Annotated in this window: 10 protein-coding genes; 8 read left to right on the top strand and 2 right to left on the bottom strand. The window is 70.0% G+C overall.

Going from position 1 to position 12,896, the window contains the following annotated elements; translation table 11 throughout:
• Positions 1 to 8: 8 nt before the first annotated feature.
• The 5 genes from imuA (at position 9) to AC07OZ_RS26620 (ending at position 7,332) form a co-directional block, all read left to right on the top strand.
• Positions 9 to 875, top strand: coding sequence for a translesion DNA synthesis-associated protein ImuA (gene imuA, locus AC07OZ_RS26600; protein ID WP_495470043.1), 867 nt, complete (start codon positions 9 to 11; stop codon positions 873 to 875).
• Positions 826 to 2,232 (top strand): Y-family DNA polymerase, encoded by a 1,407-nt coding sequence (locus AC07OZ_RS26605; RefSeq protein WP_495470044.1) that lies wholly within the window; start codon positions 826 to 828, stop codon positions 2,230 to 2,232. The genes imuA and AC07OZ_RS26605 overlap by 50 nt, the downstream gene beginning before the upstream one ends.
• Positions 2,225 to 5,536 carry an error-prone DNA polymerase gene (locus tag AC07OZ_RS26610; protein ID WP_495470045.1) on the top strand — a complete coding sequence of 1,104 codons (3,312 nt, stop codon included), beginning with the start codon at positions 2,225 to 2,227 and terminating at the stop codon, positions 5,534 to 5,536. Before AC07OZ_RS26605 ends, AC07OZ_RS26610 begins: the two co-directional genes overlap by 8 nt.
• A 139-nt stretch (positions 5,537 to 5,675) precedes the next feature.
• The gene (locus tag AC07OZ_RS26615; protein ID WP_495470046.1) at positions 5,676 to 6,497 is read left to right on the top strand and encodes a hypothetical protein; all 822 of its coding nucleotides are present in this window, start codon (positions 5,676 to 5,678) and stop codon (positions 6,495 to 6,497) included.
• Between the two features lie 151 nt (positions 6,498 to 6,648).
• Positions 6,649 to 7,332: a hypothetical protein gene (locus AC07OZ_RS26620; protein WP_495470047.1), complete on the top strand. Its 684-nt coding sequence runs from the start codon at positions 6,649 to 6,651 to the stop codon at positions 7,330 to 7,332.
• A 182-nt stretch (positions 7,333 to 7,514) separates the two neighbouring features.
• Here the strand turns inward: AC07OZ_RS26620 and AC07OZ_RS26625 are convergent, their stop codons facing one another.
• Positions 7,515 to 8,558: a tellurite resistance TerB family protein gene (locus tag AC07OZ_RS26625; RefSeq protein WP_495470048.1), complete on the bottom strand. Its 1,044-nt coding sequence runs from the start codon at positions 8,556 to 8,558 to the stop codon at positions 7,515 to 7,517.
• A gap of 242 nt (positions 8,559 to 8,800) precedes the next feature.
• On the opposite strand from AC07OZ_RS26625, the gene AC07OZ_RS26630 reads away from it, so the two are divergent.
• The 3 genes from AC07OZ_RS26630 to AC07OZ_RS26640 all read left to right on the top strand — a co-directional run bounded on the left by AC07OZ_RS26630 (position 8,801) and on the right by AC07OZ_RS26640 (position 11,752).
• Positions 8,801 to 10,300 carry a hypothetical protein gene (locus AC07OZ_RS26630; RefSeq protein ID WP_495470049.1) on the top strand — a complete coding sequence of 500 codons (1,500 nt, stop codon included), beginning with the start codon at positions 8,801 to 8,803 and terminating at the stop codon, positions 10,298 to 10,300.
• 71 nt (positions 10,301 to 10,371) lie between these two features.
• Positions 10,372 to 11,214, top strand: coding sequence for a class D beta-lactamase (blaOXA, locus tag AC07OZ_RS26635; RefSeq protein ID WP_495470050.1), 843 nt, complete (start codon positions 10,372 to 10,374; stop codon positions 11,212 to 11,214).
• A gap of 43 nt (positions 11,215 to 11,257) precedes the next feature.
• Positions 11,258 to 11,752, top strand: coding sequence for a copper chaperone PCu(A)C (locus AC07OZ_RS26640; protein WP_495470051.1), 495 nt, complete (start codon positions 11,258 to 11,260; stop codon positions 11,750 to 11,752).
• Between the two features lie 94 nt (positions 11,753 to 11,846).
• Here AC07OZ_RS26640 and AC07OZ_RS26645 read toward each other — a convergent pair whose 3' ends face one another.
• Positions 11,847 to 12,782, bottom strand: a complete 936-nt coding sequence (locus AC07OZ_RS26645) for a LysR family transcriptional regulator (RefSeq protein ID WP_495470052.1) — start codon at positions 12,780 to 12,782, stop codon at positions 11,847 to 11,849.
• Between the last annotated feature and the right edge of the window lie 114 nt (positions 12,783 to 12,896).

Raw genomic sequence — 12,896 nt, forward strand, 5'->3', positions numbered from 1 at the left:
CGCCCGCCATGCCTTCCCCGTCCACCCCTCTTGCCCCGCTTCCGCCCGCCGTGGCAGAGGCGATCTGGCGCGGTGACGCGCTGGGCCGCGGCACCGACACCGTCTGGCCGAGCGGGTTCGACGCGCTCGACGCCGAGCTCCCGGGCGGTGGATGGCCGGGCCGCCAGCTGACCGAGGTGCTGCTGCCGCAGTTCTCGCTGGCCGAATGGCGGCTGGCGGGTCCGGCGCTGCGGCGCGTGGTCGCCGACGGCGCCGCGGTGGCGATGGTCGGACCGCCCAAGCGCCCCCACTTGCCCGGCCTGATGCACCTGGGGCTGGATGAACGGCACCTCGTCTGGATCGACGCACGCGCGCCATCGGAACGGCTCTGGTGCACCGAACAGCTGATCAAGTCCAACGCCGCCGGCGCGGTGCTGGCCTGGATGCCTCAGGCCGCGCCCGAGCAGTTGCGAAGGCTGCAGGTGCTGGCGCAGTCGTTCGAAGGGCCGGTGTTCCTGTTCCGGCCGCTGGCGGCGCGCCATGACCCTTCTCCGGCCCCGCTGCGGGTGCTGGCGACGATCGATGCCGACTGGGCCCTGGACGTCCAGATCCTCAAGCGCAAGGGGCCCGCCCACGAGACCCCACTGCGGCTGGCCTCGATCCCCGGCGGGCTTGAGCGCGTGCTGACGCCGCGCGTGATGCGGCCCAGCACGATGCGTCCGGTGGCGCCTGTTCCCCTGCCGGCCCCCATGCCGGCTCCGGTCCCAGTCGCCGAGGCGGTCACCCACGCCGAGGCCCTTTCCCCGGGCGAGCCCGTTGCGCTCGCCCTGTTCCCGGAGTTCTCCCATGCTGTGGGTCGCACTGGTATTGCCGCCTCGTCCGCCGGCACCGTTTGAGGACCCGACGACCGCCCCGCCGCCCCATCCCTGGGGCGTGTGTGCGGAGACACAGGCGGGTCTGGCCGTGTGGTGCCTGCAGTTCACGCCGCGCGTGGCCTTGATGGAAGACGCTGTCGTGATGGAGGTCGAGGCCAGTCTGCGCCTGTTCCGGGGCCTGCCCGCGCTCAAGGCTCGCCTGAGCGACGAGGCGCCCGACCTGGGCGCCGTCGGCATCGGCTGGGCGCCGTCGGCCACCGCCGCGCTGGTGCTGGCGCGCTGCGGCGTGCTCGACCTGGGCGGGCGGCTGCTGCAGGCGGTGCTGGACCCGCTGCCGCTGCAGACGCTGAGCGCCGGCGCTGAACACGCCGAGCCGCTGAGCCGCGCCGGCATCAACACCCTGGGCCAGTTGCGGGCCTTGCCGCGCGGCGGCATCGGCCGGCGCTTCGGCGCGGCGCTGCTGACGATGCTGGACCAGGCCTACGGGCTGCGCCCCGAGGCGCACGCCTGGGTCGCCCTGCCCGAGGACTTCCACGCCCGCATCGAGCTGCCCAGCCGCGAGGACCATGCACCCGCGCTGCTGATGGGCACGCGGCCGCTGCTGATGCGGCTGTGCGGCTGGCTGGCCGCGCGCCATGCCGGCGCCACCGGCGTGACGCTGCACTGGGTGCACGATTCGATGCGCGCCAAGGACGCCGGCGAGGGCGGCAGCCTGACCGTGCGCACGGCCGAGCCGATCCGCGAGCTCGAACACTTCTGCCGGCTGATGGCCGAGCACCTCGCCAAGACCCAGTTGCTGGCGCCGGTCGGCGAGCTGCGGCTGGAAGCGGTCGGGGTGCAGGCGCTGGTCGAGGACAGCGGCTCCCTGCTGCCCGACGTGGTGCGCACCGGCGAGACGCTCTACCTGACGCTGGAGCGCATCGCCGCGCGGCTCGGGCCGGAGCGCGTGTTGCAGCCGGTACTCGCCGACGACCATCGACCCGAATGGATGACGCTCTGGCGGACCTGCGGCGATGGGCGGACGCCATCCCGCCGCAAGGGCCGGCACGCGGCGGTGCGCGCGCCGGACGTGCCGGAGCCTGCCTTCCTGCTCGATCCGCCGCTGAGGTTGGCGGTGCGCGAGCACCGGCCGCACTACCAGGGCCCGCTGACCTTGCTGATCGGTCCGGATCGCGTCGAAGGCGGCTGGTGGGACCGTGTGCCCGCCACTGAACAGGGTGCGCAACATCACCGCCAGGTCACCCGCGACTACTGGATCGCCGTCAACGAGAACGCCGGCGTCCTGGCCGTCTATCAGGAACGGTTGACCGGGCCGGGGAACGAGGGCGACGACAAGGACCCCGTGCAGGCGTGGTATCTCCACGGGATGTATGCCTGAGACCGCCCCCTCTGACGCCTCGGCACTCCCCGACTACGCCGAGCTGCGCTGCCTCAGCAACTTCAGTTTCCTGAAGGGCGCGAGCTGGCCCGAGGAGCTCGTGGTGCGTGCCAAGGAGCTCGGTTATTCCGCGCTCGCAATCACCGACGAATGCAGCATGGCCGGCATGGTGCGTGCGCACGTGGCGGCCAAGCAGCACGGCATGAAGCTGCTGGTGGGGAGCCAGTTCCTCATTGAGCCCGGTGGCGCTTCAGGACGCGCCGTGGGCGCGATGACCGGTCAGGCCGCGGATGACGAGGGCCCGTTCACGCTGGTCGTGCTGGCCTGCGGCATCAACGGCTACGGCAACCTGTGCCAGTTCATCTCGCGGCTGCGGCGTTCGTCCGAGAAAGGCACCTACCGCTGCACGCTCGCCGACATCGGCCCGCAGACGCTGGACGACTGCGTCGTGATCGCCTGTCCAGACCGGCATGCCACGCCAGCGCAGCTACTGTCCATGGCGCGATGGCTGCTGTCGCACTTCATGGGACGTTGCTGGCTGGGCATCGACCAGCCGCAGCACGCGGACGACGAGATCCGCCTGCTGCGCCTGCGCGAGGCCGGCGCGCTGACCGCGATCCCGCTGGTGGCCGTCGGTGACGCCCTCATGCATGTGCGCAGCCGCAAGCCGCTGCAGGACGTGCTGACGGCAACGCGCCTGGGCAAGCCTCTGACCGAGTGCGGCCAGGCATTGGATCGCAACGCCGAGCGGCATCTGCGCCACCGCAGCCGCCTCGCGCTCAGCTTCCCGGCCGACCTGCTCACCGAGACGCTGCGCGTGGCCGAGCATTGCAAATTCAGCCTCGACGAACTGCGCTACCACTACCCCTCCGAGGTCGTGCCCGACGGCCAGACGCCAGCCAGCCATCTGCGACGGCTCACCTACGAGGGCGCGGGCCGGCGCTGGCCGGCGGGCGTGCCGGCCGCGGCCAGCGAGCAGATCGAGCGCGAGCTCGCGTTGATCGAGGAGCTGCGCTACGAGCACTACTTCCTGACGGTGGCGGACATCGTCCAGTTCGCGCGCTCGCAGGGCATCCTGTGCCAGGGTCGCGGCAGCGCGGCCAACTCCATCGTCTGCTATTGCACCCACGTGACCGAGGTCGACCCGGCGCGGATGCAGGTGCTGTTCGAACGCTTCATCAGCAAGGAACGCAACGAGCCGCCGGACATCGACATCGACTTCGAGCACGAGCGCCGCGAGGAGGTCATCCAGTACCTCTACCGCAAGTACACGCGCGAACGCGCGGCCCTGGCGGCGGTGGTGATCTCGTACCGCGTAAAGAGCGCGCTGCGCGACGTCGGCAAGGCGCTGGGCTTCGAGCCCGAGGTGCTGGACACGCTGTGCAGCAATCACCAGTGGTGGGACGGGCAGACCATCGATGCCGAGCGGCTGCGCGAGTCCGGCTTGGAGGCCGACGACCTCGCGGTGCGCCAGTTGGTCGAGATCACGTCGGAGTTGCTGGGATTCCCGCGGCACCTGTCGCAGCATCCGGGCGGCTTCGTGCTGACGCACGGGCCGCTGACGCGCATGGTGCCGGTGGAGAACGCGTCCATGCCGGACCGTACCGTCATCGAGTGGGACAAGGACGACCTCGACGCGGTCGGCCTGCTCAAGGTCGACGTGCTGGGACTGGGCATGCTGACGGCGATCCGCAAGACGCTGGACTTCGTCGGAAAACGGGAGCGGTATCCGTTCGAACTGAAGGACATCCCGGACGGCGACAAGAAGACCTACGAGATGATCCAGCGGGCCGAGACCATCGGCGTGTTCCAGATCGAGAGCCGCGCGCAGCGCAGCATGCTGCCGCGCTTGAAGCCGGAGACCTTCTATGACCTGGTCATCGAGGTCGCGATCGTGCGTCCCGGACCCATCCAGGGCGGCATGGTCCATCCCTACCTGCAGCGACGGCAGAAGCTGGAGTCCGTCGTTTATCCACAGGGGCTGGAGACGGTCCTGGAGCGCACGCTGGGCATTCCCGTGTTCCAGGAGCAGGTGATGCAGATCGCGATGATTGCGGCCGGATTCACCGGGGGAGAAGCCGACGAGCTCCGGCGCTCGATGGCCGCATGGAAACGCAAGGGCAGTCTGGAGAAGTACCGCGCGAAGCTGATCGACGGGATGCGGGAACGAAACTACCCGGTGTCCTTCGCCGAACAGATCTTCGAGCAGATCAAGGGCTTCTCGGAATACGGCTTCCCGGAGTCGCACGCGGCCTCGTTCGCGCTGCTGGTCTACACGAGCAGCTGGTTGAAATGCCATCGCCCGGCGGAGTTCCTGGCAGGCCTGCTGAACGCGCAGCCGTTGGGCTTCTATTCGCCGAGCCAGCTGGTGCAGGAGGCCAGACGCAAGGGCGTCGAGGTGCTGCCGCCCGACGTGATGCACAGCGACTGGGACTGCATTCTGGAACGCGCGGATGGCCGCGTCATCCGACCCGCGCGGCGTGGCGCGGCCGCCGACACGATCGATGCGATGCCGCTGGACGAGGATGGCATCGTCCAGGAGGACAACGGCGATCCCTACCTCGACACGGCAGAAGCGCTGGCGGCCGACGCGGCGCCGGTGAAGGTCCGGCTGGGATTGCGGCTGGTCAAAGGGCTGCAGCAGTCGTCGGCGGGACTGATCTGCCGCGAGCGACGGAACGGCCCGTTCAACGATGCTGAGGACCTGGCGCGACGCACCGGGCTGAACCAGCAGCAGATGACGATGCTGGCCGCTGGCGACGCGCTGACCAGCATCAGCGGTCACCGCCGCCAGCAGATGTGGGACGCGGCCGCGCAGCACGCGCCGCCGCCGCTGCTGGTCTCGGCGCCGGTGCAGGAGGATTTTCTCGCTCTGCCGCAGGCGCCGGAAGGCGAGGAGATCGTCTTCGACTACGCGTCGCTGGGGCTGACGCTGCGCCGCCATCCGCTCTCGCTGCTGCGGCCGCTGCTGCGCGAGCAGCGCTGGATGTCGGCCGAGGAACTCAACGGACTGCCGGACGGCCGGCCGGCGCGGGGCTGCGGGATCGTGACGGTCAAGCAGCAGCCGGCGACGGCCAAGGGCACGATCTTCATCTCGCTCGAGGACGAGACCGGCGACATCCAGGTCATCGTGCACCGCGCGCTGTGGCAGCGGCAGCGCCACGTCATGCTGCATTCACGGCTGATGGCGGTGAAGGGCAAGTGGCAGCGCAGCGGCGACGTGCGCAACCTCATCGCCGGACACATGGAAGACCTGACCCCGATGCTGGGACGGCTGAGGACGGAGAGCCGGGATTTTCATTGATCTCCCCCGGATGTAGGCCTCGTCCGACGATCACATGCGACCTTGTGGGGATGCCCATGGAACGCAGCTTGCGGAAAGATCGACTCAACTGTCCTTCTGCCGACCTCGCCGGTCACTCCGGGAAGGCGGCCCCAAGACCATGAAGAAGATCGCCGCTCTTCCGTCCGCCCACCCCTCCGCCGTGCCGGTTCCGGCCCCGGTCATCTGTTCCCCGTCGTGGGCCCTGCTCGGCATCGAGCCGCTGCGCGCCGCGATGGAATACGCGAGCTGCCGGATGATGGACCGCAGCGGCCACGCGCCCGGCGACGGGCATCCCGTCATCGTGTTCCCCGGCCTCGCGGCCGACGCGCAGTCGATCGCGCCGCTGGTGGGCTTCTGCCACGGGCTGGGCTACGCGGCGCGCGACTGGGGTCGCGGCATCAACACCGGCCCGACCGGCGACATCGACCTGTGGCTCGACACGCTCGCCGCGGACATCGAGGCACTCGTCGCCGAGCAGGCGCAACCGGTCTCGCTGGTGGGATGGAGCCTCGGCGGCATCTACGCGCGCGAGATCGCCAAGCGCATCTCGCTGCCGGTGCGTCAGGTCATCACGATCGGCACGCCGATCACCGGCGAGGCGACACAGACCAACGTCAGCCTGATCTACCGCTGGGTCAACGGCTCGCTGCCGGTGCTCGACGACGACTTCAAGTCGCGCCTCATCGCCGCGCCGCAGGTGCCGACGACCTCGATCTACAGCCGCAGCGACGGCGTCGTCGCGTGGCAGGCCTGCGTGCAGCCCGAGGACCATCCGATGGTCGAGAACGTCGAGGTCGACGGCAGCCACTGCGGCCTGGTCTGGAATCCCGCCGTGCTCAAGGTCGTCGCGGATCGGCTGTCCAATGCGCCCGGCGCATGGCGGCCTTACGGCGAACCGATCGACCGCGCGAGCGCGCTTGCCACCTCGTCGATGAACTGAATGCCGGCTGGCCTTACCGGCCGGACGAACGGGAGACCATCGAAGGAATTGGCGAACCAGACACGGATGAGCAGGACTCACGGTCCTTCCTCATCAACTGTCCACGTCCCCCTCCATGTCGTTTCCTGTCCCCACCTTTGAAGCCTTCGTCATGAATCCGCTGAGCGGCGACGTGTTCGTCCAAAGCATGGCGAAGTACCAGCCCGCCGAGAAGCTGGCCGCCGAACTCTTCCGACGTCCCTTTCCGGATACCTTGAAAGGAAAGGCGGCCTACTTCGAGGATTGCGCCCAGTACGTCAAGGACCACACCGAGCTGGCCGATTGCCCACGCTTTGCGCCGAAGCTGGCAACGCGCTTCGGTCAACTGCGCACCCAACTCAAGAGCTGCACCGACGGCCTGCAAGCGCTGCGCATCGCGCGCGAGGCGAAGTCGATGGTGGCCTCTCTGGCCTTGAGGCTCGCTCCCGCCGGCGACATCACCATCAAGCCCTATGGCACCCCGCCCGGCAACATCCCCGAGATGCTGGACTTTCTTCACTATCCTTACGACGTCAAGGCCCGTGCCGTGGATCCCATGCGCCCGGACGCGCTCGACATCATCACCGCGCTGTTCGAGCAGTCGTTGGCGCAATCGAGGACGTTCCGATGGGAAAGCGACTTCGGTCCGTCACCCGACGCCCTCATCGTTGCCGCCGAGAACGGCCAATCCTTCGATACGGTACGTCGAAAGATGGTGAGCTCGCAGGCGGACGCCTTGTTCCACGACGGTTGTCACGACAGTCGTCACCACAGTCGTCACGACAGTTATTTCGATATCCAGGGCGACTTCGAGTGATCCGCCAGGGCCTTGGACAGTGCCGCGATGTCGGCACGGGTCTCATCGCCCGGCAGTCACATCGCGCGACCGCATCATTGCGGTCGCGCAGTGATCATCTGATCAACGCGATCAGGATGATGATGGGAATGGGCACGCCCAGGAAAAAGAGCAGCAACGATCGCATGTGAGTTCTCCTTGTCTTAGTCGATGAGGTCGCGCTGACGGCCGCCGAAGGTGGCCAGCAGGCTCGCGGTGAACGCGCCGATCAACAGCGCGACAACCATCCACAGCGCCGTCGTCAACGCCGTCTTGCGAGCGGTGTCGGCGGCTTCACGGGCACGGGTCTCCAAGGCTTGCGCCTCGGTGCGGGCGCGTTGCAGCGTCTCGGTGACGCGCCGCTCGGCTTCCGCCTGGGTCAGGCCGGTGCGTTGCGCCACCAGTTGTCCCGCCGCGCGCGTGTCCTCTGGAGACAGCGTGCCGCCATCACGCACTGCACGGACCAGCAGACGGTTCAGCGATGCCGACGATTGCTCGTCTGCGTGGACCATCGAGGCATCCGGCCAGGCGCGCAGCGTTGCCGGATTGACCCCGGCGGGCGCCGCGGACGGTGTGGAGGTGGTCGTGGGCGCCGTCGCCGCGGGACGCAGCAGCGTGTCCACGTAATAGCCGAAGTCGCCGCTGCCCAGCGAGGTCCGCGCAGTTCCCGAAGAACCGCCCTTCATGCCGGATTCATCCACGGCAGTCCCGGCGGCAGCTGTCGCCGCCGCCGCCCCTGTTGCCGCGGTTCCGGCCGCCACGGCCGCGCCCTTCACGCCGATCCCCGCGATCGCGCCGACCGAAGCGGTCAGCACGGCAGCGGTGAACAAGGTGGCCACGGCCCAGGACAGCATCCCGTGCGCCGTGTCGCGGAAATGGACCTCGTCCGCATCCGTGTCGCGCCATCGCACCCGCAGCCGGCCAGCGAGATAACCGCCGAGTCCCGATGCGGCCAATTGCGTGAACGCGAGCCACACGATGCCCGCCACGCCCAGCGCCGCGGCGCTTGCGCCGTCGCCGGCCCAGGGCGACACGGCGGACAGCCCCAGTCCCGCACCCAGCAGCAGCAGGATCAACGACAGCGCCGCGGCGGCCGTCGCACCAGCCAGCACCGCGCCCCATGACACCGCGGATGTCGACGCGCGCGGCGCGACAACGCCACCCACGCCGGCTTCGCCCGGATACCAGGCTTCATTCTTCACCACCATGGCAGTCCCCTCGAGTTGTGATGGACAACCACAGGCAAAGGGCGGGCCTGACGTTTCGTTACCGGCCGCTCTCGAGAGCCATCGACGAGCGGTGCGGCCCGCCTCCGCGATCGTCTTGACGGTTCCTTTGCACGGCCCCGCTCGCGCCACGACCTGCGCCTCGCGCCGTAACCCGCCCGCGTAACGCCCGTTACGCCGATGCCGTCACACCGACGAAGCGCCCGGCGCAGAATGCGCCTCCAATGACCGCTCCCGCTGCTTCCGCCACCGCCACCGCCATCGCTGCTGCCTCGCCGGGCGCCGGCACGCTCTCGCATCGCATCCAGTTGCTGGCGCAGGGACTGCGCATCGACGGACTGCCCGAACTGCGCAGCCGGTTGCTGCCGCGCCTGCTCGCCGCGCTGCTGCAGGCGCACGAGCAAGGCTTGGCGCGCATCGACAGCCCCTGCCCGCGCGCCGAACTGCGCGAGCGCATCGCCGGCATGGCCGAGCTGCACCGCACGCAGGTCTGGCGCGCGCTCGCGCTGCTGGACGACGGCCCGCTCGCCGCGCTGATCGAGGCCAGCGCCCGCAGCAGCGGCCCGTTCTGGCTCAACGCCGCGCTGCTGCCGGCCTGCCGCTTCGAGATCGACGGCGAACCCGCCACCGGCGAGGCGCTCGCGCGCTGGCTGGGCCAGCAGCGCCCGGTGCGCGCGCCGGCCGCCGCGCCGCTGCTCCCGCTGGCCTACGCCGAGGCGCTCGCCCGCGCCGACTACCTGCTCGACCGCGGCGAGCTCTACCCCGCGCGGCTCGCACTGCAGCAGGCCGCGCCGCACGTGCCGCCGGGCGACGACGCCGCGGCCGCCGCGCTCGGCCTGCGCCGCGCCCGCATCGCGCGCCGGCTCGGCGACTGGGCCGCGTTGCAGGACGAGTTGCGCGAACTGGGCCAGACGCTCAACAACAGCCGCCTGCCGCGCCTGGAACGCCGCCAGTTGCGCGCCCGCGTCGCGATCCTCGCGGCCTGGCACTGGTTCGGCAGCCTCGGCCAGGCGGCGCCGGCGCTGGACAAGCTCGACGAGGTCGATCCCGACGTGCTCGCCGCCGACTCCACGTTGCGCTGCGATCACGGCAACCTGCGCGGCATCGTGCTGCGCGACCTCGCCATCGCCCGCGGCGACGCGGCGCTCGCGGCGCAATCGCTGGCCAGCCTGGGCGACGCGCTGCGCAGCGCCTCGCTGGCCGGGCTGCCCGACGCGCTCCAGGTCTGCGCCGCCAACCTGTCCAACGCGCTGGGCCGGCTCGTCGAAGCCGACCTGCTGCCCACGGACGGTCCCGGCGTGGAGGACGCGCTGCGCTGGCTGCTGCTCAGCGACGCGCTCTGCGCGCGCTGGCAGCTCGGACGCAGTTCGCTGCTGAACACCATCTTCCTGCTGCGGCTCGCGGCGCTCGGACGCCTGGACTTCGCGGCGCTCCAGCGCCTGGCCACCACGCAAGGCCTGCCCCTCCCCGCCACCTCCTTCGGCGATCTTGCGGCGCAGCGCTGGGCGTCCTGTCGAGCGCGTCAATCGCAGATTCCCGCCGACCAGCGCTGCGCCTTCCTCCTGCTGTGGGCCCGGCACGCGCTCGACGAGGGCGATGCCTTCAGCGCGACCGACCTCGTGCGGCAGGCGCGGTTGCAGGCGCGCAAGCTGCGCGATGACGGCGCGCGGCGGCGCTACCTCGACGAGGCCGACGGATTGATGCCGCAGTCGCAACGGGCGTAACGGCACTTCGACGTCTTCCGTCGCAGAGGACTTCGCACACTGGCGACGTCCCTCACCGACCGGAGACCGCCATGTCCCTTCCCCGCCTGATGGCGAGCGCGCTGCTCGCCTGCCTCGCCCTCACCGCCTGCCGCGCCTCGATCGCGCAGACCACGCCCGCCGACGAGCGCGAACGCTGGGAGACCCGTCCTGAACTGCAGCGCCATTTCACCGAACTCGGGACGAAGGGCACGCTCGTGATGCTCGACACCCGCGCGCATCGCTGGATCGCGTCGGACAGCGTGCGCGCCTTCGAGGGCTTCCTGCCCGCATCCACCTTCAAGATCCCGATGTCGCTGATCGCGCTGGAGACCGGCGCCGCCGCCGACCAGACGCAGCCCTTCAAGTGGGACGGCACGAAGCGCCGCATCGAGGACTGGAACCGCGACCAGACCCTGGCCTCGGCCTACAAGGTGTCGGCCGTGTGGGTGTTCCAGTCGCTCGCACGGCAGATCGGACAGCCGACGGTGCAGCAGTTCGTGCGCGACTTCCGCTACGGCAACGCCGTCGCCGGCCCGGTCGGGGACCGTTTCTGGCTCGACGGCGACCTGCGCATCTCGGCGGTCGGCCAGATCGACTTCCTGCGCCGCGTGCACGACCGCGCGCTGCCGCTGTCCGACCGCACCTACGACATCGCCCGCCAGGTGATGCTGCGCGAGCAGGGACCCGGCTGGCGCCTCTACGCCAAGACCGGCTGGGCGGACAACGCCGAGCCGGGCCTGGGCTGGTTCGTCGGATGGGTGGAGCAGGACCGCGAGGCGCGGCCCGTGTACTTCGCGCTCAACATGGACATGAAGGACCCCGCCTTCTCTTCGAAGCGCGAAGAGATCGTCAAGCGTGTGTTGCGCTCGATGGGAGCGCTCGAAGAACGATGACCGATACTTCCGGATCGTCATGAATCATGGATTGGACGCCCCGATGAAGTTCCGTTCCCTCGCCCGCCTGGCTGTTGTTCCCACCCTGCTGCTGACTGCCGGCCTGGCGCAGGCGCAGGTCGTCGTCGCCGACGCCTGGGTGCGCGCGACGGTGCCGCAGCAGAAGTCCACCGGCGCCTTCATGCAGATCAAGTCGCCGACGGACGTGAAGCTGATCTCGGTCAGCACGCCCGCGGCGGGCGTGGCCGAGGTGCACGAGATGGCGATGGACGGCGACGTGATGCGCATGCGGCCGGTGACCACGCTGGCGGTGCCCGCGGGCAAGCCGGTGGAGCTGAAGCCCGGCGGCTATCACGTGATGCTGATGGACCTGAAGGGCCCGCTGAAGACCGGCGATGCGGTGCCGCTGACCTTCGTGTTCGAAGGCGCCGACAAGTCCCGCTCCACGGTCACCGTCCAGGCCCCGGCAAGGACTGGCCCCGTCGCGTCGCCCGATGCCAAGGACCCGCACGCGGGTCACGGCGACCACAAGCACTGAGCGGTTCCTGACTGGCCCTCGAGCGGCCCCTGAGCGGCCCCTGAGCGGCCGATCGACAGTGCCTGCCCCCGGCACGCGCAAGCGCGCCTGCCGGTCAACGCCTGAGCGCTTCCGCTAGGTGGTCCACCAGCGCCTTCAGCCGTTGCGGCAGGAAGCGCTGGCTGGGCATCAGCGCATGCAGCGGCATCGGCCGGCCGATCCAGTCCGGCAGCACCTCGACCAGCGCCCCGCTCGCGAGGCTCTCCCGGATGTCCAGGCAACTCTTGTAGGTCATCCCCCGCCCTTCGAGGGCCCACTGGTGGGCGATGCCGCCGTCGTCCGCCGTGCGGCGGCCCTGCACCGTCACGTCCACCGGCGCCGCCTGCATCGCGTCGCGTCGCCAGAAGCGCCACTCGCGCTCCAGCCGGTCGCCGATCTTGAAGCGGATGCACTCGTGCTGCGTGAGTTCCCCGGGATGGGCCGGCCGGCCATGCCGCTTCAGGTAGTCCGGCGACGCCACCAGCAGCCGGCGCCCGTCATGGAGCTTGCGCGCCACCAGCCGCGAGTCGGCCAGTTCGCCGTACCGCAAGGCCAGATCGACCTCGTCGCGCACGACGTCCTGCAGCGCGTCGCCGACATTGAGCTGCAGCTCGACCCCCGGATGCCGGTCGAGGAAGCTGTCCAGCAGCGGCAGCATGATGCGCCGCGTCAGGTCGCTCGACGCGCTGACGCGGATGCGCCCGCGCAGCGCCGTCGCCCCACGGCCCTTGGCGGCGCCCTCGTCGCCGCCTTCCGAGACCAGGGCGAGGCCTTCGTCCAGCAGTTCGAGCGCGCGCTGCGCGTAGTCCCTCAAACGCTCGCCGGCGGCGGTCAGCCGCAGCGCCCGCGTGCTGCGCTCGGCGAGCCGCACGCCCAGCCGCGCCTCCAGCTTCTTCAGCATCGCGCTGGCCGCCGCGGGCGTGATGCCCATCTCCCGCGAGGCCGCCGTCAGGCTGCCGCCGCGCGCGCATTCGATCAGCAGGCGCAGCTCGGCGGTGTTCTCGATGTCCATGGCGCGCCCTCCTCCGTCGATCTTCAATCCAGCATTGAAACTGATAGCAATTCAGCGCTCTTCATTGATTCTGCCGGAAGGCTCACCATTCGTTCCCACAGCATCCCGCTACTT

It is taken from the genome of Roseateles sp. GW821-FHT09G03, assembly GCF_059416045.1.

Excerpts from the sequence above, each read along its gene's own strand:
- AC07OZ_RS26630 (WP_495470049.1), top strand. The coding sequence starts at position 8,801 with ATGACCGCTCCCGCTGCTTCCGCCACCGCCACCGCCATCGCTGCTGCC.
- AC07OZ_RS26625 (WP_495470048.1), bottom strand. The coding sequence starts at position 8,558 with ATGGTGGTGAAGAATGAAGCCTGGTATCCGGGCGAAGCCGGCGTGGGT.
- AC07OZ_RS26615 (WP_495470046.1), top strand. The coding sequence starts at position 5,676 with ATGAAGAAGATCGCCGCTCTTCCGTCCGCCCACCCCTCCGCCGTGCCG.
- AC07OZ_RS26620 (WP_495470047.1), top strand. The coding sequence starts at position 6,649 with ATGAATCCGCTGAGCGGCGACGTGTTCGTCCAAAGCATGGCGAAGTAC.
- AC07OZ_RS26610 (WP_495470045.1), top strand. The coding sequence starts at position 2,225 with ATGCCTGAGACCGCCCCCTCTGACGCCTCGGCACTCCCCGACTACGCC.
- blaOXA (WP_495470050.1), top strand. The coding sequence starts at position 10,372 with ATGTCCCTTCCCCGCCTGATGGCGAGCGCGCTGCTCGCCTGCCTCGCC.
- imuA (WP_495470043.1), top strand. The coding sequence starts at position 9 with ATGCCTTCCCCGTCCACCCCTCTTGCCCCGCTTCCGCCCGCCGTGGCA.
- AC07OZ_RS26645 (WP_495470052.1), bottom strand. The coding sequence starts at position 12,782 with ATGGACATCGAGAACACCGCCGAGCTGCGCCTGCTGATCGAATGCGCG.
- AC07OZ_RS26640 (WP_495470051.1), top strand. The coding sequence starts at position 11,258 with ATGAAGTTCCGTTCCCTCGCCCGCCTGGCTGTTGTTCCCACCCTGCTG.
- AC07OZ_RS26605 (WP_495470044.1), top strand. The coding sequence starts at position 826 with ATGCTGTGGGTCGCACTGGTATTGCCGCCTCGTCCGCCGGCACCGTTT.